This window comes from Actinoplanes sp. ATCC 53533 (assembly GCF_003947245.1).
In genome coordinates this window covers 243,429-267,226 of sequence record NZ_QHHV01000010.1, presented here as the reverse complement: position 1 = coordinate 267,226, position 23,798 = coordinate 243,429, and the positions used below count along the sequence as shown (strand labels likewise).

Below are 23,798 nucleotides of genomic sequence, written 5' to 3'. Positions count from 1 at the left end.
GGGCTGGAGACGAAGGTGGCTCGGGCTGTTGTACCTGAGCCCGGCACTGCTGTTCGTGTTCGCGTTCACCGTGTGGCCGTTGCTGCGGATGGCGTGGATGTCGCTGCACAACTGGTCGCTGATCAGCCCGCCGACGTGGGTGGGCCTGGACAACTACACCCGGGCGCTGCACGATCGGCAGTTCTGGGTGTCGTTCGGGTTCACGCTCAAGTACACGCTCATCATCACGCCGATTCTCATCATCGGCGGCTACCTGCTCGCGTTGCTCACCTCGGGCGGCAGCCGGCTGCGCCGGGTCACGAGGACGGTGCTGTTCACCCCGGTCGTCATCGGGCTCGGCGTGTCGAGCCTGTTGTGGTACTGGCTGTTCAGCACCGACTTCGGGCTCGTCAACGCGGCCCTGGGGGACCTCGGCGTCATCGCCGAGCCGATCGTCTGGCTCGGTGTCGACGCCGACCGCTCCAACCTCGCGATCATCGCCTCGGTGGTCTGGAAGGTCATCGGCTTCGGCATGGTGCTGTTCATCGGCGCCATCCAGGCGATACCGACCGAGGTCTCCGAGGCGAGCGTGGTCGACGGCGCCGGCTTCTGGCAGCGGGTCACCCGGATCATCCTGCCGCTGACGCTGCGCACCGTGCTGCTGGTGACGCTGCTCAGCGTCGTCGGGTCGCTGCTGGCGTTCGACCAGTTCTACATCATGACCGCGGGCCAACCGCAGAACCAGACGTCGACCTCGGTGTTCTTCGTCTACCTGAACTCGTTCCCCTACCTCAAGCTCGGCTACGGCGCGGCCCTGTCGATGATTCTGGCGCTGACGATCCTGGCCTTCACCGTGGTCCAACTCCTTCTCACCCGCCGGAGCCACGCATGAGCCAAGCGACCAAGACCGCCGGCGTCGCTGCGCGGCGGACCGCGGTGCGCGCCGGCCGCATCCGCCGCCGGGGGCCGGGCCGGCGTGGCTATCTGGTCGGCGCGCTGTGCGTCGCCCTGTGCACGGTGATGCTCCTGCCCCTGCTCGCGTCCGTGCTCGCCTCGGTGAAGCCGACCGAGGAGGCCGCCGCGACACCGCCGACCTACCTGCCGCACGCGGTGAGCCTGGACAGCTACGAGCGGCTGTGGAGTTATCAGCAGGGGCTGCTGACCTACCTGTTCAACAGCTTCGGCACGGCGATGCTGACGATCGCCTTCACGCTGTTGCTGACCGTGCCCGCCGCGTACGCGCTGGCTCGGTTCCGGGTGCCGGCCAAGGAATTCGTCTTCGTCGTCCTGCTGCTCGCCCTGATCGTGCCCTACCAGGCGCTGCTGACGCCGATGTTCCTGACCTTCGCCAAGGTGGGCCTCACCAACTCGCTGGTGGGCCTGGCCATCGTGCACACCGCCATCCAGTTGCCGTTCAGCGTCTATGTGCTGCGCAACAGCTTCGCCGCGGTGCCGCGCGAGCTGGAGGAGGCCGCCGTCGTGGACGGTGCCAACTCGTTCCAGGCGCTCCGGAAGGTCTTCCTGCCCGCCGCGTTCCCGGCCGTCGTGACGGTCGCGCTGTTCGCCTTCATCATGTCGTGGAACGAGTTCCTCGGCGCTCTCGTGATGATGAGCAAGGGCTCGAAGTTCACCCTTCCGCTCGTTCTCGCGGCCGCCCGCACCGAGACGAGCCTCGGCGGCACCGACTGGGGCATGTTGCAAGCGGGCATCACGATCTCGATCGTTCCCTGTGTGGCTGTCTATCTCCTCCTGCAGCGTTACTACGTCTCAGGCCTGATGAGCGGAGCGGTGAAATGAATCTGGGTGGAGTGACCGGCGCCCACTGTGTCCAGCCGTCGCCGACGGCGAAGTCCCCGTTGCGGCCGATCGACTCCGGCGGGGTCTCTGTCCGGAATGGATTCTGGGAGGAGCGGCTCCGGGTCAACCGCGACCGCACGATCCCGCACGGCTATGCCCAACTGCGCCGGGCCGGAACCCTGGACAACCTCCGGCTGGCCGCCGGCTCCGCGGGGACCTACCGGGCCGCCGCCGACTCGGGGGGATCGCTGCTGCCGTTCCTCGACTCGGACGTCTACAAATGGCTCGAAGCGGCCGGCTGGGAGCTGGGCCGTGCCGAGGACCCCTGGCTGCGGGCGGCGGCGGACGAGACGATCGCGGTCGTGGCGCGCGCCCAGCGCCCGGACGGCTACCTCAACAGCTTCGTCGCGGTCATCGGGGACGGGCGGCCCTACGCCGATCTGCCGTGGGGGCACGAGTTCTACTGCACGGGTCACCTCGTGCAGGCCGCCGTCGCCTGGCACCGGGCCCTCGGCGACGACCGCCTGCTGGCGATCGCGGTCCGCGCGGTCGACCACATCGACCGCGAGTTCGGCGCCGACGGCCCGGACGGGATCGACGGGCATCCCATCATCGAGATGGCGCTGGTCGAGCTCGCCCGGACCACCGGCGAGCAACGCTACCTGGCGCTGGCCGCCCGGATGCTCGACCGGCGCGGGCACGGCTCGCTCGGCGGCGGGCGGTTCGGCGCGGCCTACTGGCAGGACCACGAGCCCGTCCGGCAGGCCGCGGAGGTGGCCGGGCACAGCGTCCGGCAGCTCTACCTCGACTGCGGTGCGGTCGACGTCGCGGTCGAGTCCGGCGACGAGGACCTGCTCGCGGCCGTGCAGCGCCGCTGGCACGACATGGTGCGCACCCGCCGCTACCTGACCGGCGGCGTGGGCAGCCGGCACCGCGACGAGGCCTTCGGCGATCCGTACGAGCTGCCGCCCGACCGCGCGTACGCGGAGACCTGCGCGGCCATCGCGAGCGTCATGCTGGCCTGGCGCCTGCTGTTGGCGACCGGCGAACCCGGCTACGCCGACGCCATCGAGCGGGCCGTCTACAACGGCGTGCTCTCCTGCGTGTCGCAGTCGGGCACGGAATTCTTCTACGTCAACCCGCTGCAGCGGCGGACCCACCGCACCTTCGAGGAGGACGGCAGCGGGCGGCGCATGCCGTGGCAGTCCTGCGCCTGCTGCCCGCCCAACCTGATGCGGCTGCTGAGCTCGTGGCAGCAATATCTGGCGACCGCCGACGAAACCGGCATTCAGCTGCACCAGTACGCCGCGGCGGACATCCGCACGCGGATCGGTGACCAGGAGGCGGAGGTCGCGGTCCGCACCGCATACCCCTGGGACGGCCGCGTCGCCGTCCGGGTCGAACGCACGCCCGCCCACCCGTGGACGCTGTCGCTGCGGGTGCCGGAGTGGTGCGGGTCGGCGACGCTGTCGGTCGCCGGCGAGGCCCCGGCCCCGGTGGGGCCGGGCGTCGTCGAGCGCCGGCGCGACTGGCACCCCGGCGACGAGGTGATACTGCGGCTGGAGATGCCCGTACGCCGGATCGAACCGGACCCGCGGGTCGACGCGGTGCGCGGCTGCGTGGCCTTCGAACGCGGCCCGCTGGTGTACTGCGTCGAGTCGGCCGACCTGCCGGCGGACGCCGTGCTCGAGGACATCCGGTGGGATCCCTCGCGCGAAGCCGTCGCCGCGGCCCGGCCAGATCTTCCCGACGGTGTGATCGGGGTGGGCCTGCCCGTCACGGGCCTGGCGGCGGGCGACGGCACCGTGCCCGCGGTGCCCTACCACGCCTGGGCCAACCGCGGCGCCGGCGGCATGCGGGTATGGCTGCCGCGCTGACCGGCGCGGCGGGCCCGGCCCGAGCACCGCGGGCCGGCCCGGCCTCAGCGCCGGCGACGGGCCGGGCGCGCGGTCGACTCCCGGACGACGAGCTCCGGGGCGAAGATCTCGATGCTCGGCTCGTGCCCGGCCTCCGGATTCCGGGCCAGGCTGACCGCCAGGTTGATGGCGTAGCTGACGATCTTGGCGGTCGGCATCCGGGAGGTCGTCAGCGCGGGCACGGTGTGGCTGGAGATCTCGATGTCGTCGAAGCCGACGACCGACAGCCGGTCGGGGACGGTGGCGCCGAGGCTGTGCGCCGCGTGCAGGACCCCGACGGCGATCAGATCCGTCGAGGTCGCCACCGCGCTCGGCGGATCGGGCAGCGCCAGCAGCCGGCGCACGGCCGCGTCGCCACCGGCCATCGTGTTGGGGCAGCGCTCGACGTAGCCGTCCGGCACGCCGCCGAACCGCGCCCGCATGAACTCGACGTACGCGGCCTCCCGGACCGAGAAGTCGCCGGGTAGTTCGGCATTCACGAACGCGATGCGGCGATGACCGAGCGAGGCCAGGTGCTCCAGGCCCGCCTGGATGCCGGCGCGGTCGTCGGTGTCGGCGGTCGGGAACTCGAGCGGGCTGGTGCCCTGCCAGAGGGCCACCACCGGCACCCGCGAGACGCGCAGGTCCTCCAGGAGCCGCGGATGGACCCGGACGTCGCCGAGCAGCACGATGGCGTCGGTGTGCCGGGTCTCGAGCACCGCGGTCAGCGGGACCGCCTCGTCGAGCCGGGGGGAGACGTGCCCGAGCACGACGTTGTAGCCGTGCGCCATCGACTCCTTGACCAGGGCCTCGATGGCCTCGGCGAAGAACGGGTCGCTGAAGTCGCGGACCACGGCGCCGATCAGGTTCGTCGAGGCACCCCGCAGGCCGCGGGCCAGCGGATTGGGACGGTAGGCGAGCCGGCGCGACGCCTCGATGACCCGCTCGCGGGTCTCGGCCGCGATCGGCACCCGCGTCTCGACGCCGCTGAGCACCCGCGAGACGGTGCTCTGCGAGACGTCGGCCGCGGCGGCGATGTCCCGCATGGTGGGGGCCCGGCGCCGCGGCACCGCCGGCGCTGCCTGTGGGCCGCCGGCGGGCGGTGGGGTGTCGCCGGGCGGGATCGTTTCGCCGTCGGCCACCGGACGGCGCCGCCGAGACTGCGACATACCCGCATGGTACTCCGCCGATGCGGTCATACGATTGCATGCATAGCACGAGGGTGCCGAAATACCGCGTCGCGCGGTCGGGAAAGGGTGTGGTCAGGCGTCGCCGAACGCGGCGCCGAGCCCGGTGAGGTCGACCGAGCGCCGGGCGTTCTCGGGAACGAGATCGACCAGCGAGCGCATGGCCTCGAGGGCGGTGAGGATCTGACGGGCCACCCGCTCGACGGGCCGCATGGCGTCCACGGACACCAGGATGCCCCGCGAGCCGTACCAGTCCACGATCGGATGCGTCACCTCGTGGTAGAGCGCGAGCCGCCGCCGGATGACGTCCTCGGAGTCGTCGGAGCGGTGCTCCAGGGCAGCGCGGGCGAGCAGGCGGCGGGTCAGCTCGTCGTCGTCGGCCTTCAGGTGCAGGGCGACGTTCGCGGTCATGTCCAGGCTCTGCCCGACCTGATACAGCGCCCGCGCCTGCGTCATGTTGCGCGGCATGCCGTCCAGGACGTATCCGCCGCCGCGCTGCTTCGCTTCGAGGAACGCCGAGCGCACCATGTCCAGGACGATCGCGTCCGGGACCAGCTCGCCCCGGTTGAGGTGGTCCTGGACGGCGACACCCAACTCGGTCTGCCGGGCCACGTGGTCGCGGAGCAGGTCGCCGGTGGCGATGTGGGGAACGTCGAAATGCGTGGCGATCAACGCACCCTGGGTGCCCTTGCCCGCTCCGGGAGGGGCGACCAGCAAGACCCGCATAGCAGTCCCTCCGCTGTCTGTCTCGACGACCGTAGAAGCATACGGCGCCGGCCGAGCGATCGCCGGTCATCCCGGTTCGACCGGGCCGGCGCCGCTGTGAAGATCAAGACGATGCTAGCCCTCGGCCAGGCGACCCTCGGTCTCGGTGTATTCGGCGCCGGTTTCCGGGCAGACCCAGGTGCCGTCGCCCTTGGCGACCAGCGGGCGCCCCGCGCGGCCCACCCAGCCGATCCGGCGGGCGGGAACGCCGACAACGAGCGCGAAGTCGGCTACGTCCTTGGTGACGACCGCGCCCGCGGCGACCAGCGCCCAGCTGCCCACGGTGACCGGGGCGACGCACACGGCGCGCGCGCCGATGGCCGCGCCCTCACCGATTGTCACGCCGACGGCGGTCCAGTCGGCGCCGGACTTCAGCCGGCCCTCCGGGGTGACCGCGCGCGGATACTCGTCGTTGGTCAGCACCGCCGCGGGGCCGATGAACACGCCGTCGCCGAGGCGGGCGGGCTCGTAGACCAGCGCGTGGTTCTGCAGCTTGACGTTGTCGCCGGCGACGACGCCGGGGCCGACGTAGGCGCCACGGCCGATGGTGCAGTTCCGGCCGAGGGACGCGTCCTCCCGGATCTGGGCGAGGTGCCAGATCCGGGTGCCGGCGCCGATCTCAGCGCGCGGGTCGACGTCAGCGCTCGGTGCGACGGTCACGCCGTCACGGGTCGGGGATGCCTCGGTCATCAGATCTTCTTTCGTGGATACCCGCGCCTTCAGGCGGGGAGGTAAGTTAGCAACGGCCGAGTAGCACGTCGCCTCGTTCTGGACTAGTCATGGGTCTAGGATTTGAGTCGAGGTCAGGGTTGTGAAACGGGTGTTCAAGTACCGGTTCTACCCGACCGATACCCAGGCAGTAGAGCTGTCCCGCACCTTTGGCTGCGTCCGCAAGGTCTACAACCTGGCGTTGGCTGCCCGCACCGAGGCGTGGACGCTGCGCCAGGAACGGGTCACCTACAACGCGACCTCGGCCTTGCTGACCGGCTGGAAGAAGACCGAGGAGTTGGCGTTCCTCAACGAGGTCTCCTGCGTACCGCTGCAGCAGGGCCTGCGGCATCTGCAGGCGGCGTTCACGAACTTCTTCGCCAAGCGGTCCCGGTATCCGCGCTTCAAGAGCAAGAAGCGGTCGCGCCGGTCGGCGGAGTACACGAACAGCGCGTTTCGCTACCGCGACGGGCGGCTGACCCTGGCGAAAATGACCGAACCGCTGGACATTGTGTGGTCCCGGCCGTTGCCCGAGGGTGCGTCGCCGTCGACGGTGACCGTCAGCCGTGACTCGGCCGATCGGTGGTTCGTGTCGTTGCTCTGTAACGATGTGATCCCGGAAACCACTGCGACTGGGGCAGTCGGGATCGACGCCGGTTTGGCCCACCTGTTCACCTTGAGTACCGGGGAGAAGATGGCCAATCCGCAGCATGAACGCGCCGACCGGGCACGGCTGGCCCGCGCCCAGCGGAACCTGGCCCGCAAGGAGAAAGGTTCCGACAACCGGGCCAAGGCCCGGCTCAAGGTCGCCCGTATCCATACCCGGATAGCCGATCGCCGCCGCGATCACCTGCACAAGCTGACGACTCGGCTCGTTCGTGACAACCAAACGATCGTGATCGAGGACCTGACCGTCCGCAACATGGTCAAAAACCACACCCTGGCCAGGGCCATCAGCGATGCGGCCTGGCGGCAGTTCCGCACGATGCTGAAGTACAAGGCCGAGTGGCACGGCCGGGACGTGGTCACGGTAGACCGCTGGTTCCCGTCGTCCAAGCTGTGTTCGGCGTGCGGTGCGCAGGCCGAGAAGATGCCGCTGAACATACGCCAGTGGACCTGTCGGTGCGGCGTTGTCCATGACCGTGACGTGAACGCGGCGCGGAACATTCTCGCGGAGGGGCTCTCCGTGATTGCCTGTGGAGGCGGTGTAAGACCTCAACGGGAGTCCTCCCGGACGGGGCAGTCGCCGGTGAAGCAGGAAACCCGGCGGGTGACCGCTGGAATCCCCCGCCTTTAGGCGGGTGGAGGAAGTCAAGTGGGTCCTTTCCAGACACACACACACGCCGGCCACCGGTCGGCCGACCGGGTCAGGGTAGTGGCGGCGCGGGCCCAGTGACGCGAAATACCCGCGCTAGCGGTCAATCTGACCGAAGGTCGGCGTTTCCGCTGACCGACAGTCGCTGCCGCGATACCCGAAGGTACCGGCTTGTTCCCCGGCCCCGCCGATATCCGTCAATGATCTGGCGCCGGGCCCGACGGGATCGGTAACTTGCCGTCGGGCTAGCGTCGGCGTGCCCGTCCCACCGCTCACTGTCAGGCACGCACCGACGCCTCACCGCTATTTCGACGAAGCCCTCGGCTTCCAGAACGAACGGATGTCTGTGACTCCTCCGCCTTCCGTGTCCGACGACCCGATCGGGATCGCTGTCGTCGGGGCCGGCTACTGGGGCCCCAACCTCGTCCGCAACTTCCAGGCGTCCCGCACCTTCCGGCTGCGCTGGCTGTGTGACCTCGACGTCGACCGGGCCCGGCGGGTCCTCGGCGACTATTCGACCGTGCGGGTCTCCGCCGACCTCGACGAGGTCCTCGCCGATCCCGAGGTGCGGGCCGTCGCCATCGCGACCCCGGCCGGCACGCATCTGCCGGTCGCGATGGCCGCGCTGCGCGCAGGCAAGCACGTGCTCGTGGAGAAGCCGCTCGCCGCCACCTACGAGGAGGGCCGCCAGCTCGTCGAGGAGGCGGACCGGCGCGGCCTGACGCTGATGTGCGACCACACCTACTGCTACACCCCCGCGGTGCTGCGCATCCGGGAGCTGCTGCACTCCGGCGAGCTGGGCGAGCTGCACTTCCTCGACTCGGTGCGGATCAACCTCGGGCTGGTGCAGCGCGACATCGACGTGGTCTGGGATCTCGCGCCGCACGATTTGTCCATCCTCGACTTCGTGCTCCCACCGGGCGTCGCCCCCGTCGCGGTCGCCGCGCACGGCGCCGACGGCATCGGCGCCGGCCGGGCGTGCGTGGCTTATCTGACCCTGCAGCTCAATACGGGCGCGATCGCGCATATCCACGTCAACTGGTTGTCTCCCGTCAAGATTCGCACGGCGATCTTCGGCGGGTCGAAGCGGACCCTGGTGTGGGACGACCTCAACCCGAGCCAGCGGCTGGCCATCTACGACCGGGGTGTCGACGTGTCGTCGCCGGAGCTCGGCGACGAACAGCGGCATGACATCCTCGTCTCCTACCGCTCCGGCGACATGGTCGCGCCGGCGCTGGTCGAGCGGGAGGCGCTGCGCACGATGGTGGACGAGTACGCGAGGGCCATCACCACCGGCTCGCCCGCGCTGACCGACGGCCGTTCCGGGCTGCGCGTACTGGAGATTCTGCAGGCCGCCTCGCTCAGCCTGGCCGAGGGCGGAACAATGATCAAGCTGGACGAAGGGCACATGGCGTGACGGGCGTACAGATCGAGGGCGCGCGCGCCCTCGTCACCGGCGGGGCAGGCACGATCGGGTCACACGTCGTCGACGAACTCATCCGCGGCGGGGCCGCCGAGATCGTCGTTCTCGACAACTTCGTGCGGGGCCGGCGGGAGAATCTCGCCTGGGCGACGGCGAACGGCCCGTTGCGGCTGGTCGAGGGCGACATCCGCGACCAGGCGCTGGTCCGCGAGGTCACCGCGGGCAAGGACCTGGTCTTCCACCTGGCGGCCATCCGCATCACCCAGTGCGCGGAGGAGCCGCGGCTGGCCAACGAGGTGCTGGTGGACGGCACCTTCAACGTCGTGGAGGCGGCGGCCGCCGAGGGCGTCAAGAAGCTCATCGCGTCCTCGTCGGCGTCGGTGTACGGCCTGGCCGAGCAGTTCCCCACCACCGAGCGGCACCACCCGTACAACAACGACACGTTCTACGGCGCCGCCAAGGCCTTCAACGAGGCCACTCTCCGCAGCTTCCACAGCATGCACGGGCTCGACTACGTCGCCCTGCGGTACTTCAACGTGTACGGCCCCCGGATGGACATCTTCGGCCTGTACACCGAGGTGCTGATCCGCTGGATGGAGCGCATCGAGTCGGGCACCCCGCCGCTGATCCTCGGCGACGGCCTGCAGACGATGGACTTCGTGCACGTCGCCGACATCGCCCGCGCCAACATCCTGGCGGCCCGCGCCGACGTCACCGACGACGTGTTCAACATCGCCAGCGGCACCGAGACCAGCCTCAAGGAGCTGGCGGAGGCGCTCAGCGAGGTCATGAAGTCCGACCTCGCCCCCGAGCACGGCCCGGCCCGCGCGGTCAACGGGGTCACCCGCCGCCTGGCCGAGACCGGCTACGCGGCGGAAAAGCTCGGCTTCCGGGCCGAGCTGGGTCTGCACGAGGGCCTGCGGGGCCTGGTGGAGTGGTGGCGGGAGTCCCGATGAGCCAGCGCAAGATCCCGGTCATGATCCCCCTGCTGGGCGAGGAGGAGGCGCTGGCCGCGGCCGACGCCGTCCGCTCCGGCTGGGTCGCCCAGGGTCCCCGCGTCGCCCGCTTCGAGCAGGAGTTCGCGGCGACGGTCGGTGCCGTCCACGGCGTCGCGGTCAGCTCCTGCACCACCGGGCTGCACCTGGCGCTGGTGGTGTTGGAAGTCGGTCCGGGCGACGAGGTGATCGTGCCGTCGCTGTCGTTCATCGCCACCGCCAACGCGGTCCGCTACGTCGGGGCGACGCCGATCTTCGCCGATGTCGACCTGGCGACCGGCAACCTCACCGTCGAGACCATCGACGCGGTGCGCACCCCGCGCACCCGGGCGGTCATCGCCGTGCACCAGGGCGGCGTCCCGTTCGACACCGCCGCGCTGCGCAAGGCCGCCGACGGCTGGGGCGTCGGCCTGGTCGAGGACGCCGCGTGCGCGGCCGGCTCCACCGCGTACGGCCAGCCGGCCGGCACCGGCGCGGCGATCGCCGCGTGGTCGTTCCACCCCCGCAAGCTCATCACCACCGGCGAGGGTGGCATGGTCACCGTCGACGACGCCGAGCGGGCGGGGCGCCTGCGGCGGCTGCGCGAGCACGGCATGAACGTCTCCGCCGCCGACCGGCACGCCAGCGCGCAGCCGGTCCTGGAGGCCTACCTGGAGACCGCCTACAACTACCGGATGACCGACATCCAGGCGGCGGTCGGGCTCGTGCAGCTCGGCCGGCTGGCCGGGCTGGTCGCGCAGCGCCGCGAGCTGGCCGCTCGATACCAGGAGCTGCTGGCCGGCATCGACGGGCTGGTCCCGGTCCGGGACCCGGCCTACGGGCAGACCAACTACCAGTCGTTCTGGGTGCTGCTCAACCCGGAGTACGGCACCGGCCGCGACGAGGCCCTGGCCGCGCTGGCCGCCCGGGGCGTGTCCGCCCGGCGCGGCATCATGGCCGCGCACCTGGAGCCGGCGTACGCCGACGTCACCCCGGGCCCGCTGCCGGTGACCGAGCGGCTGACCCGCGACTCGCTGATCCTGCCCCTGCACCACGCGCTGACCGCCGACGACCAGGACTACATCGTCGGCATCCTGCGCGAGCTCGCCGGCGGCCGGGCGTGACGGCGGTCGCGTCCGCCGAGCCGGCCGTCCGGCCCGGCCTGCGCACCGACCGGCTGCTGCGGCTGATGCGCGGTGCCGTCGAGGAGTGCCGGCTCGACCTGTCCGGAGCGGTGGTGCTGACCGAGGCGGCCACCGGCCCGTACGCGGTCACGCCGGTGCTGGCGGCGATGGCGGGCGCCGCCGACGTCGTCGCGCTGACCCGGGACACCCGCTACGGCACCGCCGCGGAGGTGACCCGGCAGACGCTCGCGCTGGCCGAGGCGGCCGGGGTGGCCGGCCGGGTCACCGTCACCACCACCCGGCGCCCGGAGGACATCTCCCGGGCCGACGTGGTGACCAACAGCGGCCACGTCCGTCCCATCGACGAGGCGATGATCTCCCTCATGAAGCCGACGGCGGTCGTGCCCCTGATGTTCGAGGCGTGGGAGGCCGAGGCCGGGCGTTCCGACCTCGACATCCCGGCGCTGCGCGCGCGGGGGATCGCGGTGGCGGGCACCAACGAACGGCACCCGGCCGTCGACGTCTTCTCCTACCTCGGGCTGATGGCCGTCAAGCTGCTGCTCGACGCGGAGGTGCCGGCCTACCGGAGCCGGGTCGCCGTGCTCTGCGACAACCCGTTCCTCGACTTCGTCGTGCGGGGGCTGACGAGCGCCGGCGCCGAGGTGGCGGCCGCGGCGTCCCTGGCGGAGCTGCTCGACGGTCCGCAGCCCGACGCGCTGCTCGTGGCCCTGCGGCCGACCGGCGCCCCGGTCCTCGGCCCCGCCGAGGTGGCGGCGCTGGCCGCGCGCTGGCCCGGCTGCCTCGTCGCGCAGTACTGGGGCGACCTCGACCGGGCCGGCCTCGCCGCCCACCGGCTGCCGGTCTGGCCGGCCGCCGCGCCGGGCGCCGGCCACATGGGTGTCCTCCCGTCGGCCGTCGGCCCGGACCCGATCGTCCGCCTGCAGACCGGCGGCCTGAAGGTGGCCGAGGTGCTGCTCCGGCCGGTCGCCCGGCGCACGGCCCGAGACCTGGAGTTCGTGGATGAGCTCGGCTGATTCCCATCCGCGGCGGAAAACCCAGGCAAGTTCGTCATATGAGCGACCCCGCGTCGTCCTGGTCGGTATCGGGCCCACCACGGCAACCGCGCTGGCCGGGCTGCTCGACGGGTTCACCGTCGTGGCGCTGCTGCGGGCCGGCGAGGACGACGTGACGGCCCTGGCCGCGCGCCACGGCGTGCCCGTGGTCGGCGACACGTCCGTCGCGTCGCTGCGCGCTGTCGTGGAACGCGAGCGGCCCGACGCGGTCGTGGTCTCCTCCTACGACCGCATCCTGCCGGCCGACCTGGTGGCCGGGCGCCCGTTCGTCAACGTGCACTACGCGCCCCTGCCCCGCTACCGGGGGCGGGCCACGGTCAACTGGGCGATCATCAACGGCGAGCCGGACGCCCACATCTCGATCCACTGCCTGGAGCCCGAGCTGGACGCCGGTGGCGTGCTGTTCGCCGGCAGCGTGCCCATCGGGCCGGCCGACACGGTGTCGGAGCTGTACGAGCGGCTCAACGGCCTCCAGCGCGACCACCTCGCCGGCGCGGTCCGCCGCCGGCTCGGTGGCGATCTCGGCGAGCCGCAGGACGAGGGCGCGGCCAGTTACAGCTGCACCCGGCTGCCGGAGGACGGCGAGATCCGCTGGGCCGACCCGACGGCCGGCGTCGACCGCCTGGTGCGGTCGCTCACCCCGCCGTTTCCGGGCGCCTACACCTACCTGGGGCTGCGCCGGCTGCTGGTGCACCGCGCCGAGGTGCGTCACGACGCGCCCCGCTACGACGGCCGGGTGCCCGGCCGCCCGGTCGGCCGGTCCGCGGCCGCGGGCTGGGTCGACGTGCTCACCGGCGACGGCGTGCTCAGGCTGCACACCGTCCAGCTCGACGGGGAGCCGCCGGCGCCGGCCGCCGACGTGATCCGCTCGGTCAAGCAGACGCTCGGCCTGCGGACCCAGGACCTCCTCATGAAGATCGCCGACCTCGAGACCCGGCTCGCGATGCTCACCCCCGACCCGGCAGGAGTTGCCCCGGTATGACCGATCGCACCGAGCCTCGCTCAGCGCGAGCGGCGCACAACCGTGACGACGAGGGCCACGAGGGCATGCCAAAGGAGACTCAGCCATGACCCGCATCCCGCTCGTCGACCTGGCCGCCGCCCACGCGGAGGTGGCCGAAGAGGTCGAAACCGGCTTCAAGCGCATCATCGCCGAGACGGCGTTCATCGGCGGCGCCGAGGTGGCCGCCTTCGAGCAGGAATATGCCGCGTTCTCCGGCCTGCCGCACTGCGTCGGCGTGGCCAACGGCACCGACGCCCTCGAGCTCGCCCTGCGCGCCGTCGGTGTCGGGCCGGGCGCCGAGGTGATCCTGCCGGCCAACACGTTCATCGCCACCGCCGAGGCGGTCGCCCGCGCCGGCGGCCGGGTGGTGCTGGTCGACTGCGACCCGCGCACGTACCTCATCGACGTCGAGGCCGCGCTCGCCGCCGTCACCCCGGCCACCCGGGCCATCGCGCCGGTCCACCTGTACGGCCAGCTCGCGCCGGTCGAGCAGCTGCGGGCCGGCCTGGCCGGCCGCGACGTGGCCGTCGTCGAGGACGCCGCCCAGTGCCAGGGCGCCACCCGCCACGGCCGCGGCGCCGGCGCGGACGGCATCGCGGCCACCAGCTTCTACCCCGGCAAGAACCTCGGTGCCTACGGCGACGCCGGCGCGGTCGTCACCGCGTCGGAGGAGCTCGCCACCACGGTACGGACGCTGGGCAGCCACGGCGGCCTCAAGAAATACACGCACGACCTGGTCGGCGTGAACAGCCGCCTCGACGGTCTGCAGGCCGTCGTGCTGCGCGCCAAGCTGGCCCGGCTGGCCGGCTGGAACGAGCGCCGCCGCGCCGCCGCCGCCCGCTACGACGAGCTGCTGGCCGGCCTCGACGTGGTGCGCCCGGTGACGCTCGACGGCAACGAGCACGTGTGGCACATCTACTGCGTACGGGTGCCCGGTGACACCTCCGGCGCCCGGCGCGACGAGGTGCTGTCGCGGCTCAACGCCGCCGGAGTGGGCGCCGCGATCCACTACCCGGTGCCGGTGCATCGCACGGGCGCGTTCGCCGACCTGGGCGGGTCCTTCCCGCACGCCGAGGCCGCCGGGCCGCAGATCCTGTCACTGCCGATCTACCCGCAGATCACGCCGGAGCAGCAGGCCCGGGTGGCCGAGGCCCTGGCCGCCGCGCTGGCCGGCTGAACGCGGAGCACGCCGTAGCAGCCGGCCGGCTGTGCGGTGAGCAGTCGGGCCGGCTGTGCGGTGAGCAGTCGGGCCGGCTGTGCGCGGAGCATGCCGGAGCAGCCGGCCGGCTGAGCGGGTGAGCAAGCCAGAGCAGTCGGCAGGGGTGAGTGCACTGCACGCCGGGGCGCGGGCCGCCGCGGCGGGTGGCTGAACGTCGCGGCCGCACGGCCCGAACTGCCGCCAGTTCAGGCGGAACGGGCCGCGAGCCGGCGCTCGGTGAACCGGTACTTTTGGGCCGACCGCTCAGGGGAGCGGGCGCGGAAGGGTGGGCGAGCAACGTGTACGTGTCGCTGCGGGACCAGCCCGGGGCCGACGCGGCGCCGGGAGCCGGCAGCACCGTCCGGCGGGTCTCGTCGACAGTGTTCCTGCTCGGAGTGGTCAGCCTGCTCACCGACGTCTCCTCGGAGATGGTGGCGTCGGTCCTGCCGCTGTATCTCACCGCGGCGGTCGGGCTGAGCCCGGTCGCCTACGGCTTCCTGGACGGGACCTACCAGGGCGTCAGCGCGTTCGTGCGGATCGCCGGCGGCTACGCGGGGGACCGCGGCGGGCAGCCCAAGTGGGTGGCCGTGCTCGGGTACGGCGCTTCGGCGCTCAGCCGCCTCGCGATGCTGCCCGCCGCGGGTTTCGCCGCCATCACCGCGGTGGTGACCGCCGACCGGCTCGGCAAGGGCCTGCGCACCGCGCCCCGCGACGCGCTCATCGCCGAGGCGTCCGAGCCGAGCATGCTGGGCCGCTCGTTCGGCGTGCACCGCGCGCTCGACACGTTCGGTGCCGCGCTCGGCCCGCTGGTGGCGTTCGCGCTGCTGGCCACCGTGCCGGGCAGCTACGACTCGATCTTCGTGGTGTCCTTCGGCTTCGCGCTGGTCGGGCTGGCGGTCCTCGTGCTGTTCGTGCCGAACCTGCGCACCACCGCGGGGGCCGCGCGGATCGGGCTGCGCCGGGCGTTGCGGGAGGTCGGCGGCCGGAAGCTGCGCCGTCCCCTGCTCGCCGCCGGGGTGCTGGGTGTGCTGACCGTCGGCGACGGCTTCCTCTACCTGTCGCTGCAGGAACGCGACAACTTCGCCGCCGGGTACTTCCCGCTGCTGTACGTGGGCACCAACGTCGCGTACCTGGCGCTCGCCGTACCGCTGGGCCGGCTGGCCGACCGCGTCGGCCGCGGCCGCGTCCTGGTGGCCGGGCACGGCGCGCTGCTCGCGTGCTATCTGCTCGCGGCGCTGCCGGCCGGCGGGGTGGGGCTGACGCTCGGCGTCCTGCTGCTGCTCGGCGTCTTCTACGCGGCGACCGACGGCGTGCTGCCCGCCCTGGTGAGCCGGCTGGTGCCGGCCGAGACGCGGGGCAGCGGCATCGCGGCGGCGCAGACCGTCGTGGCGCTGGCCCGGTTCGCCTCGTCGGTGATGTTCGGTCTGCTGTGGAGCCTGCAGGGGCCGAGCCGGTCGCTGCTGCTGTTCGCGGGCCTGCTGTTCGCGGCGGTGCCGGTGGCGGCCTGGCTGCTGCGCGGCGTCGACCGGACGGAGGCTCCCGCATGACCGCCTGCACCGAGCGTCGCCTCGCGGGAGCTGCCGACGGTCGTGGCCGAGAGGGTCGGAAGGGCATGCGAAAGGTGGGCTCGGCGTGACTATTCGGCTGCGGATCGCTCTGCTGGCCGGGATCCTGGTCGTCGTTCTGCTCGGCGCCGGGGGATACGTGTGGCAGGTGCGGCAGAGCCAGGCCACCACCCGGGCCAACGCCCCGGTCGTCGCGGTGGGCGGCGACCTCGCCACCCTGCGCGCCCAGCCGCGCCTGGTCTTTCGCAGCACCGCCCTGGGCCAGGGCTACGGCCAGGTGGCGATGGTGCCGCTGGCCGCGCCGGGCGGCCCCCGGACGTTCACGCCGGCGTCCTGCGAGCGGGTCTACGCCACGGCCGACGACGCCATCTGCCTGTCCGCGGACCGCGGCATCGTCACGACGTACAAGGCGCAGCTGCTGGACGCCGCCTGGGCGCCGTTGCGTGACCTTCCGCTGACCGGCGTCCCGAGCCGGGCCCGGCTGTCGCGGGACGGGTCGCTGGTCGCCACCACGACCTTCGTCTTCGGCGATTCCTATGCCAATCCCGGCCAGTTCTCCACCCGCACCATCGTCGCCGCCACCGACGGCGAGGTCGTCGGCGACATCGAGAAGTTCCGGCTGATCGTCGGCGGCAAGGTGGTCAAGGCCGCGGACAAGAACCTCTGGGGCGTCACCTTCGTCGACGACAACCGGTTCTACGCGACCGCGGCCTCCGGCGGGAAGACCTGGCTCGTCGAGGGCAGCCTCTCCGGGCGTACGGTCACCGCGTCGCGCAGCGACGTGGAGTGCCCGTCGCTGTCGCCGGACGGCACCCGGATCGCGTTCAAGAAGCACGGCGACCTGTCGCCGGGCAAGTGGCGGCTGGCGGTGTACGACCTGCGGACGCGAACGGAGGTCGTGCTGGCGGAGGAGCACAGCGTCGACGACCAGGTCGAGTGGCTCGACGACGCCACGGTCATCTACGGCCTGCCGCGCGAGGAGGCGGGCTCCGCGTCGAGCGATGTGTGGGCCGTGCCGGCGGACGGCACGGGCGCACCACGCGTGCTGGTGAGCGACGCGTGGTCACCCGCGGTGGTCCGCTGACCGTCAGCCCTTGTCGGGCGGCACCGGTTTGCCGTCGTCCCAGGCGTTGCCCTGCCACCGGCTGCCGCTCGCGCCGGCGTCGTACGAGGTGACCGCCCCGAAGGAACCGCACTTGCCGTTGGCGCCCCGCTGGAAGACGTTGTCGACCACCACGATCTGCCGGACGGACGTGCCGAACTCCTTCTTGGCGTCGTAGCCGCCGTACAGGCAGTACGAGAACTCCTGCGAGGCGACGAACAGGTTGCGCTCGATGGTGTAGTTCGTGTTGGGGGCGAAGTCACCGAAGATCGACGCGTTTCCGGTGCACCCGCCGCCGGCGCTGTTGGTGGGCCGGTCGCAGGCCAGCGTGTTGCCGATGAGCCGGATGTCGCTGCCGCCGTTGGACAGGAAGGCGTTGAGGTGCCAGTCCTCGCCCTCGGGGACGTACTGGCCGTGCAGGTAGGAATCCTGGATCAGGCAGTTGCGGTAGCAGTTGACGCTGGTCTGCCCGCCGGAGATGTCGGAACGCAGCACGGTGAGGTTCTCGAAGCCGACGGTGTGCTCGAACGCCTGCCCGCCGTTGATGTCGGAGTCCTCGATCCGCAGCGAGTTGGCGTCGCCCTCGACCTTGACCGTGCCGGTGATCCGGCTCTTGCGGATCACCACGCGGGCCGCCTTGACCACCAGCGAGCAGCGCACGTCGCTGGCCTCGATGACGGTGCCGGCCTTGGTGATGGTGCACGACCCCTTGTAGGTCCGCAGCGCGACCTTGTCCGGCACGCCGGTGGAGCCGGCGGTGGGGAACGCGGCGGCGGGCACCGGGGTCCGCCCGGCCGACGTTATCGCCGAGGCGGACGGGCGGGCGCTCGGCTTGCCGCTGACGCTCGGGGACGGAATCGGCGTCCCCGGACGCGCCGAAGGCAACGCGGACGCGGCGGCTGGGGAAGAAACGTCGCCGCCGTCGGCGGCGACGGTCTTCTGATCCGGTGTGCGCTGCTGGAAGAACACCGCGCCGGCGCCCACGGCCAGGACGGCCGTGAGAGCCGCCAGGACGTACAGGATCCGGCGATCGCGCGGCAGGCGACGGCTTCCGGCCACGAGCCGGTCAGCTCCGCTTCGCGGCCACGAAAGCCGTGAGGCTGCCGAGGGTCTCGAACACTTCAGCGGTCACGTCGTCGTCATCGACGGCGATGGCGAACCGCTGCTCCAGCGCGGCGACGAGCTCGAGCACGGCCATGGAGTCGAGCTCCGGCAGGCTGCCCAGCAACTCGGTGGTGGCGTCGATCGACGCGGCACGGTCGGCGATGCCGAGCGTGTCGACCAGCACCACCTTCACCTCGTCGAGCAGGGTCGGGCTGGTCAGGTCCATCGTTGTCCTCCGGTGGGTTGGCGGTTCACACGAGTATCTCGGCGGCGGGCGGGTGGCTCAGGAAGGCCGACGGGCTCGCGGTGAGCCCGTAGGCGCCGGCCTGGAAGAGCACGATCAGGTCGCCGACGTCGGCGCGGGGCAGGTTAACACTGTCGCCGAGCAGGTCCAGCGGGGTGCACAGCGAACCGACCACCGTGACGGTCTCGGTGGGCTCCTCGCCGAAGTGGGTGGCGACCGCCAGCGGGTAGTTGCGGCGGATGACCTGGCCGAAGTTGCCCGACGCCGCGAGCTGGTGGTGCAGGCCGCCGTCGACGACGAGGAAGGTCTTGCCGCGGGACTGCTTGCGGTCGACGACCCGGGTGACGTAGACCCCGCACTCGCCGACGATGTAGCGGCCCAGCTCGACCACGACCCGCGCCTCGGGCAGCCGCGGCCGGACCCGCTCGCTCATCAGCTCGGCCAGATTCGCGCCCACCGCGGGCAGGTCCAGCGGCTGGTCGCGCTCGAGGTAGGGGATGCCGAAGCCGCCGCCGAGGTTGAGATAGCGCACCGGGGCGGGCGCCTCCTCCGCCAGGCGCAGCACCAGGTCGACGGTGAGCCGCTGCGCCTCGCACAGGCTCTCGGCGCGCAGGTTCTGCGAGCCGGCGAACACGTGGAAGCCCAGGAACTCCAGGTCGGTGTCGCCCAGTTGCTTGAGCAGCGCCGGCACGCGCTCGGAATCCACCCCGAACTGCTGCGGGCCGCCGCTCATCCGCATGCCGGAGCCCTTGACGGCGAAGTCCGGATTGACGCGTACGGCCACCCGGGGGCGGATGCCGAGCAGCTCACCGATCGCGGCGACCCGCTCGGCCTCGGTCTCGGACTCCATCTCGATGGTCACGCCCGCGGCCACCGCCTGGCGGAGCTCGGCGTCGGTCTTGCCCGGACCGGCGAAGCTGATCCGCTGCGCGGAGGTCGGGGTGTCGAGCGCGACGTGCATCTCGGCGGCCGAGGCCACGTCGAACGAGTCGACGAGGCCGCTGAGATGTTGCACGACCGCGGGCATCGGGTTGGCCTTGACCGCGTAGCTCAGCTGGATCCCGTCGGGCAGCGTGGCGCGCAGGAGCCGGATCCGGTCGGTGAGCAGCGCCCGGTCGTAGGCGAAGTACGGGGTGCTGCCGGCCCGCTCGGCCAGCCGGTCGGCGGGGACGCCACCGACGGTCAGCCGGCCGTCGGTGCGCCCGAAGGCGGCCACGGTGGGGTGCTCGGTCACGAGGTCAGCTCCTGGCGGATGAGGTTGCGGTCGAACTTGCCGTTGGGTGAGCGGGGCAGCTCCGGGCGCACCTCGATCTGCCGGGGCCGCATGTAGAGCGGCAGCTCGTCCTTGAGCCGTTCGGCCAGCGCGGCCTGGTCGAGGTCGGCGCCGTCGGCCGGGCTGACCACCAGCACGATCCGCTGGCCCAGCTTGGCGTCGGGCAGCCCGAGCGCCACGGCGTCCCGCAGCAGGCCGGTGCCGTAGGCGACCTCTTCGATCTCGGTGGGGCTGACCCGGTATCCGGATGTCTTGATCATCTCGTCGGTCCGGCCGACGAAGTAGAGGAAGCCCTCCTCGTCGCGGACCACGGTGTCGCCGGACCAGACCGCCAGCTCCGTGGCGAGCGCGCCGCCGCGGCCGGGCAGCGGGCGGAAGCGCTCGGCGGTGCGTTCCGGGTCGTTCCAGTAGCCGAGCGCGACCAGCGCGCCGCGGTGCACCAACTCGCCCTCCTCGCCGGGCTCGCACGGGGTGCCGTCGGGGCGGACGACCAGGATCTCGGCGTTCGGGATCGCCTTGCCGATCGAGTCGGGGCGGCTGTCGACCAGATCGGGGTCGAGGTAGGTGGACCGGAACGCCTCGGTCAGCCCGTACATCAGGAACGGCCGGGCCGCGGGGAAGATGGCCCGCAGCCGGTCGAGGGTGGTCCGCGGCATCCGGCCGCCGGTGTTCGCGAAGTATCGCAACGACCTGGTGGCGTCGGCCGGCCACTTCTGTTCGACCAGCTGGACCCACAGCGGCGGCACACAGGTCAGCCCGGTGACGCCGTGGCGAGCGCACAGGCGCACGACGTCGCCGGGCAGGAGGTAATTTGTCAGCACCACGTGGGCGCCGACGGCGAACGCGGTGGTGAGCTGACTGAAGCCGGCGTCGAAGCTGAGCGGCAGGACGCTGAGGATCACATCGTCGGCGGTGTTGCCCAGATAGTCGCTGACGCTCTCGCCGCCGACGATCAGGTTGCGGTGCGACAGCACCACGCCCTTGGGCCGGCCGGTGCTGCCCGAGGTGTAGAGGATCGCGGCGATGTCGACGTCGATGCCCCCGGCGTCGGGAGCCGCCCCGTCGGCCACCGCCAGCGCGTCCCAGGCGGAGACGGCATACCCGGCCCCGGCCGGCGCCTCGGCGCCGGTGCCGCCGACCAGCACGACGTGCTCGACCGACTTGATGCTCTCGAGCTCGTCGTGCAGCAGCCGCAGCCGCTCCGGCGTGGTCACCAGCACCCGCACGTCGCAGTCGGCGAGGATGTGGGCCACCTGCCGCGGCCGCAGCACCGGGTTGACCGGCACGAAGACGCCACCCGCGGCCGACGTGCCGAAGATCGACACCACGGTCTCGACCCGCTTGTCGAGCCACACCGCCACCCGGTCGTCGCGCTCGACGCCGAGGCGGCGCAGCCCCCGGGCGGCGCTCAGCGTGCGTTCCCAGAGCGCGGCATAGCTCAGCGTCTGCTCTTTGAAGGTCAGCGCGGCAGCGTCGGGCAGGCGGGAAGCCGTGCCGGACAGCAGATCGTGGAGACGGATACGCATGTGCGGTTGCTTCTTCCTTATGACGGGCACCCGGCGGTCACCAGCTGACGCACGCGAGCTCGCTGTAGAGGTAATCGATGTGGTGGTCGGCGATCCCGGCGCCGTGCAGCATCTTGCGGCGGGGGGCCGACAGCAGCCGCCCACCGGGCAGCGGCCCGCCGACGACTCTGAGCTCGGCCAGCGTCGCCAGCGCGCCGTGGCGCAGCACCAGATGGCGTGACACCTGCCGCGCCATCCGCCGGAACAGGGCGGGGTTGCTCACGTACAGAATCGAGGCGAAGACCGGCAGGCCCTTGCGCCGGTCCTTGCGGAAAACCACGTGGCAGGTCTCGTCGCCGCGGGTCAGCAGCAGATGCCGGGCCGCCGCGCAGTCGGCGTGGTCCTGGTAGATCTGCAGCTCGCCGCCGGACAGGGAGCGCTCGATGACCCGCCGGTCGCCGGTCACGGCGCCGCCGCCCGGCCACGGCGGCCAGGGCAGGTTGGGCACCAGGGTGGTGGCGGTGTCGAGGAACCGGAAACCGAGGCGGGTATTGACCGGGACGACATTGCCGCTGGGTGACAGATCGGTATAGACGTCGCATTCCTGGGCCAGCAGCGCCTTGAGCAACCGCAGGCTGTGGAAACGGTGCTCGGGCAGGACGCACCAGGCGCCGAGGTTGCAGAAACGGCGAACCTCGTCGCCTATCGTCCGATCGGAGTAGAAGGCGAGGTATACGCCCACGACGGCGCCGTCGTCGGTGCGCAGCTGGAAGCCGTGGTTGGGCGCTTCCACCTTCCACGGGACGTCGACCGCGCGTGCCCACGCCTCGGCGGGCACCCGGTCGTTGAGGTTCCGGTGCAGGAACTCCGCCACCGCGGGCACGTCCGAGTCGGTGATAGGGCTGACCCGGACTCCCATCTAGCTCGCCGCTCCACTGGGCCGACGACTGCTTCCGGCACCGCCGCGCACGCGGCGTCCGGTGGTGGAATCCATGTCTGTGCCTTCCGTTCGCTCGTCGCGACGACCTTACCGTGGCACGGCGAAGCCCCGCCGCCGCACAGCCGGATTTCCGTCACTCCGGATCGCCGACATCACCACTCTGGAGGGTGGGTACTCCGACGTACGGAGGATTGCTTCCGGGAGATACCGCCTGAGCGCCGCGAACCGGACGAAGCGTCCCGCAACAATTGAGATCAATTGATCAATTGCTACCTTGGGGATTCCTTAAGTGGTCTTTTTCGCCGCGCCCGGCCATCGGTCCCGGCGTTCTAATGTGCTCGCATTGCCCGATGCACGATTACTCTCGATGAGCGCCCGGAACGGGCCATCATGAGGAGATCGCACCAGATGAAACATCGTCGCAGTTTCCCCACGAGCCGCCGTTCGAAGAGCATCGCGATCATTCTTTCCACCTTTGTCGTCCTCTCGGCATCCGGCGGTCTCGCGCTCCAGGCGTACGCCGGCAGCAACGGGGAGAAGTCAGCGGCCCGCCCGGCCGAGACGGTGGCGAAGCGGCAGCCGCCGGCGGACTGGCGGAACCGGCACTCGCCCAGGCCGACCAAGACGCCCCGCTGGCCCCGCCCGTCGTCGGCCAAGCCGTCGTCCAAGCCGCCGACGACGCCACCCACGTCGCCCCCGGCGACCAGCAGCACACCCGTCCCACCACCGGCCGGCAGCGGCGCCTGCGCGCTGCCGGGCTACCCCACGCCGCGCTGCACCGGAGTGCCGGCCGGCTGGAAGCCGAAGGCGACCAAGGACGGCGACCTGACCATCACCAAGGCGGGCACCGTGGTCGAGGACCAGCTGGTGACCGGCAGCATCTACGTCAAGGCGCCCGACGTGACGATCCGCAACACCCGGGTCTACGGCACGATCGACAACTTCATCGGCAACCGCGTCTACGGTCACCTGCTCATCGAGGACACCGAGGTGGTCAACCCGCCGGGCCAGGAGTTCTCCAAGAACGGGCAGTACGCCTTCGGCGTGGCCGACTACACCTGCCGGCGCTGCAAGGTCATCAACCGGATGGAGGGGTGGCGCGTCGGCGCCGCCGACTACGCCGGTGCCGGCCCGGTCCTCATCGAGGATTCCTTCGCCCAGCTGGCGGTCCCGCCGGGCATGTGCGAGTCCGCCGACCCGCACGGCGACGGCATCCAGGGGTACGGCGGCCCCACGGTCACCATCCGGCACAACACCATCGACCAGCGCCTCGACGACTGCCCGACGGCGCCGATCTTCATCCCGGACCAGGGCAACGACGGCGCCACGGTGCAGGACAACCTGCTGGCCGGCGGCGGCTACACGCTCCGGCTGACCGGCGGCAAGTTCCCCGCCGTCACGGGTAACAAGATCGTGCAGGGCAGTTTCGGGTACGGCCCGCTCGAGGTCACCTGCTCGCTCATCGCCCAGTGGAAGGGCAATGCCACCGTCACCTACGACTGGGCGACCGGCAAGGTCACCGGCCAGGTCAAGGCATTCGACAGCTGCCGATAGCCGGTTATGCGAAGGGCCCCGGTCGGCTGTGACCGGGGCCCTTCTCCATCGGCGGAACCTTAAGGAGTCT

General features: G+C 71.7%; 21 protein-coding genes. 13 read left to right on the top strand and 8 right to left on the bottom strand.

Annotated elements, in window-relative coordinates:
- Positions 1 to 28: 28 nt before the first annotated feature.
- Genes DMB66_RS04305 through DMB66_RS04295 form a run of 3 tightly spaced genes read left to right on the top strand, consistent with a single transcriptional unit; the run spans position 29 to position 3,653 of the window.
- Positions 29 to 871, top strand: coding sequence for a carbohydrate ABC transporter permease (locus DMB66_RS04305; protein WP_233624284.1), 843 nt, complete (start codon positions 29 to 31; stop codon positions 869 to 871).
- Complete coding sequence (locus tag DMB66_RS04300; protein ID WP_125802662.1) at positions 868 to 1,776, top strand: carbohydrate ABC transporter permease; 909 nt, start codon at positions 868 to 870, stop codon at positions 1,774 to 1,776. The genes DMB66_RS04305 and DMB66_RS04300 overlap by 4 nt, the downstream gene beginning before the upstream one ends.
- Positions 1,773 to 3,653, top strand: coding sequence for a glycoside hydrolase family 127 protein (locus DMB66_RS04295; RefSeq protein ID WP_125802661.1), 1,881 nt, complete (start codon positions 1,773 to 1,775; stop codon positions 3,651 to 3,653). The genes DMB66_RS04300 and DMB66_RS04295 overlap by 4 nt, the downstream gene beginning before the upstream one ends.
- 44 nt (positions 3,654 to 3,697) lie before the next feature.
- On the opposite strand, the gene DMB66_RS04290 is transcribed toward DMB66_RS04295, so the two are convergent.
- The 3 genes from DMB66_RS04290 to DMB66_RS04280 all read right to left on the bottom strand — a co-directional run bounded on the left by DMB66_RS04290 (position 3,698) and on the right by DMB66_RS04280 (position 6,313).
- Complete coding sequence (locus DMB66_RS04290) at positions 3,698 to 4,840, bottom strand: LacI family DNA-binding transcriptional regulator (protein ID WP_158647140.1); 1,143 nt, start codon at positions 4,838 to 4,840, stop codon at positions 3,698 to 3,700.
- 93 nt (positions 4,841 to 4,933) lie between these two features.
- Positions 4,934 to 5,584: an adenylate kinase gene (locus DMB66_RS04285; RefSeq protein ID WP_125802659.1), complete on the bottom strand. Its 651-nt coding sequence runs from the start codon at positions 5,582 to 5,584 to the stop codon at positions 4,934 to 4,936.
- A 114-nt stretch (positions 5,585 to 5,698) separates the two neighbouring features.
- On the bottom strand, positions 5,699 to 6,313 hold the full coding sequence (locus DMB66_RS04280) for an acyltransferase (RefSeq protein WP_125802658.1): 615 nt from the start codon (positions 6,311 to 6,313) through the stop codon (positions 5,699 to 5,701).
- Between the two features lie 121 nt (positions 6,314 to 6,434).
- Between DMB66_RS04280 and DMB66_RS04275 the strand changes: the two genes are divergently transcribed.
- From DMB66_RS04275 to DMB66_RS04235, 9 genes are all read left to right on the top strand, one after another.
- Complete coding sequence (locus tag DMB66_RS04275; protein ID WP_125802657.1) at positions 6,435 to 7,628, top strand: RNA-guided endonuclease TnpB family protein; 1,194 nt, start codon at positions 6,435 to 6,437, stop codon at positions 7,626 to 7,628.
- A gap of 358 nt (positions 7,629 to 7,986) precedes the next feature.
- A complete protein-coding gene (locus tag DMB66_RS04270) occupies positions 7,987 to 9,063 on the top strand; it encodes a Gfo/Idh/MocA family protein (protein ID WP_125802656.1) in 1,077 nt (358 codons plus the stop codon).
- Positions 9,060 to 10,025: an NAD-dependent epimerase/dehydratase family protein gene (locus DMB66_RS04265; RefSeq protein WP_199751912.1), complete on the top strand. Its 966-nt coding sequence runs from the start codon at positions 9,060 to 9,062 to the stop codon at positions 10,023 to 10,025. The genes DMB66_RS04270 and DMB66_RS04265 overlap by 4 nt, the downstream gene beginning before the upstream one ends.
- Positions 10,022 to 11,167, top strand: a complete 1,146-nt coding sequence (locus DMB66_RS04260) for a DegT/DnrJ/EryC1/StrS aminotransferase family protein (RefSeq protein ID WP_233624283.1) — start codon at positions 10,022 to 10,024, stop codon at positions 11,165 to 11,167. The genes DMB66_RS04265 and DMB66_RS04260 overlap by 4 nt, the downstream gene beginning before the upstream one ends.
- Positions 11,164 to 12,201, top strand: coding sequence for a hypothetical protein (locus DMB66_RS04255; RefSeq protein WP_199751909.1), 1,038 nt, complete (start codon positions 11,164 to 11,166; stop codon positions 12,199 to 12,201). The genes DMB66_RS04260 and DMB66_RS04255 overlap by 4 nt, the downstream gene beginning before the upstream one ends.
- Entirely contained in the window at positions 12,188 to 13,222 is a 1,035-nt protein-coding gene (locus DMB66_RS04250; protein ID WP_125802655.1) for a methionyl-tRNA formyltransferase, read from the top strand. The genes DMB66_RS04255 and DMB66_RS04250 overlap by 14 nt, the downstream gene beginning before the upstream one ends.
- An 85-nt stretch (positions 13,223 to 13,307) precedes the next feature.
- The gene (locus tag DMB66_RS04245; RefSeq protein ID WP_125802654.1) at positions 13,308 to 14,420 is read left to right on the top strand and encodes a DegT/DnrJ/EryC1/StrS aminotransferase family protein; all 1,113 of its coding nucleotides are present in this window, start codon (positions 13,308 to 13,310) and stop codon (positions 14,418 to 14,420) included.
- A gap of 320 nt (positions 14,421 to 14,740) precedes the next feature.
- Positions 14,741 to 15,988, top strand: a complete 1,248-nt coding sequence (locus DMB66_RS04240; protein ID WP_125802653.1) for an MFS transporter — start codon at positions 14,741 to 14,743, stop codon at positions 15,986 to 15,988.
- Positions 15,989 to 16,073: 85 nt separating this feature from the next.
- Entirely contained in the window at positions 16,074 to 17,090 is a 1,017-nt protein-coding gene (locus DMB66_RS04235) for a PD40 domain-containing protein (protein ID WP_199751906.1), read from the top strand.
- A 3-nt stretch (positions 17,091 to 17,093) separates the two neighbouring features.
- On the opposite strand, the gene DMB66_RS04230 is transcribed toward DMB66_RS04235, so the two are convergent.
- From DMB66_RS04230 to DMB66_RS04210, 5 genes are read right to left on the bottom strand one after another with little or no spacing between them, the layout of a single operon-like run.
- Positions 17,094 to 18,167 (bottom strand): hypothetical protein, encoded by a 1,074-nt coding sequence (locus DMB66_RS04230; protein ID WP_125802652.1) that lies wholly within the window; start codon positions 18,165 to 18,167, stop codon positions 17,094 to 17,096.
- Positions 18,168 to 18,174: 7 nt separating this feature from the next.
- Positions 18,175 to 18,438, bottom strand: a complete 264-nt coding sequence (locus DMB66_RS04225) for a phosphopantetheine-binding protein (RefSeq protein WP_125802651.1) — start codon at positions 18,436 to 18,438, stop codon at positions 18,175 to 18,177.
- 25 nt (positions 18,439 to 18,463) lie between these two features.
- Positions 18,464 to 19,690: a pyridoxal-dependent decarboxylase, exosortase A system-associated gene (locus tag DMB66_RS04220; protein ID WP_125802650.1), complete on the bottom strand. Its 1,227-nt coding sequence runs from the start codon at positions 19,688 to 19,690 to the stop codon at positions 18,464 to 18,466.
- A complete protein-coding gene (locus tag DMB66_RS04215) occupies positions 19,687 to 21,255 on the bottom strand; it encodes an acyl-CoA ligase (AMP-forming), exosortase A system-associated (RefSeq protein ID WP_125802649.1) in 1,569 nt (522 codons plus the stop codon). The genes DMB66_RS04220 and DMB66_RS04215 overlap by 4 nt, the downstream gene beginning before the upstream one ends.
- 37 nt (positions 21,256 to 21,292) lie before the next feature.
- Positions 21,293 to 22,153, bottom strand: coding sequence for a hypothetical protein (locus DMB66_RS04210; RefSeq protein ID WP_125802648.1), 861 nt, complete (start codon positions 22,151 to 22,153; stop codon positions 21,293 to 21,295).
- Between the two features lie 429 nt (positions 22,154 to 22,582).
- On the opposite strand from DMB66_RS04210, the gene DMB66_RS04205 reads away from it, so the two are divergent.
- Positions 22,583 to 23,728 (top strand): right-handed parallel beta-helix repeat-containing protein, encoded by a 1,146-nt coding sequence (locus tag DMB66_RS04205; protein WP_125802647.1) that lies wholly within the window; start codon positions 22,583 to 22,585, stop codon positions 23,726 to 23,728.
- Positions 23,729 to 23,798: the final 70 nt, after the last annotated feature.

Bases quoted from the DNA above. Each gene is read 5' to 3' on its own strand.
- DMB66_RS04260 (WP_233624283.1), top strand. From the start codon at position 10,022: ATGAGCCAGCGCAAGATCCCGGTCATGATCCCCCTGCTGGGCGAGGAG.
- DMB66_RS04300 (WP_125802662.1), top strand. From the start codon at position 868: ATGAGCCAAGCGACCAAGACCGCCGGCGTCGCTGCGCGGCGGACCGCG.
- DMB66_RS04205 (WP_125802647.1), top strand. From the start codon at position 22,583: ATGAAACATCGTCGCAGTTTCCCCACGAGCCGCCGTTCGAAGAGCATC.
- DMB66_RS04225 (WP_125802651.1), bottom strand. From the start codon at position 18,438: ATGGACCTGACCAGCCCGACCCTGCTCGACGAGGTGAAGGTGGTGCTG.
- DMB66_RS04250 (WP_125802655.1), top strand. From the start codon at position 12,188: ATGAGCTCGGCTGATTCCCATCCGCGGCGGAAAACCCAGGCAAGTTCG.
- DMB66_RS04270 (WP_125802656.1), top strand. From the start codon at position 7,987: ATGTCTGTGACTCCTCCGCCTTCCGTGTCCGACGACCCGATCGGGATC.
- DMB66_RS04210 (WP_125802648.1), bottom strand. From the start codon at position 22,153: ATGGGAGTCCGGGTCAGCCCTATCACCGACTCGGACGTGCCCGCGGTG.
- DMB66_RS04245 (WP_125802654.1), top strand. From the start codon at position 13,308: ATGACCCGCATCCCGCTCGTCGACCTGGCCGCCGCCCACGCGGAGGTG.
- DMB66_RS04280 (WP_125802658.1), bottom strand. From the start codon at position 6,313: ATGACCGAGGCATCCCCGACCCGTGACGGCGTGACCGTCGCACCGAGC.
- DMB66_RS04290 (WP_158647140.1), bottom strand. From the start codon at position 4,840: ATGTCGCAGTCTCGGCGGCGCCGTCCGGTGGCCGACGGCGAAACGATC.
- DMB66_RS04295 (WP_125802661.1), top strand. From the start codon at position 1,773: ATGAATCTGGGTGGAGTGACCGGCGCCCACTGTGTCCAGCCGTCGCCG.
- DMB66_RS04215 (WP_125802649.1), bottom strand. From the start codon at position 21,255: ATGCGTATCCGTCTCCACGATCTGCTGTCCGGCACGGCTTCCCGCCTG.
- DMB66_RS04285 (WP_125802659.1), bottom strand. From the start codon at position 5,584: ATGCGGGTCTTGCTGGTCGCCCCTCCCGGAGCGGGCAAGGGCACCCAG.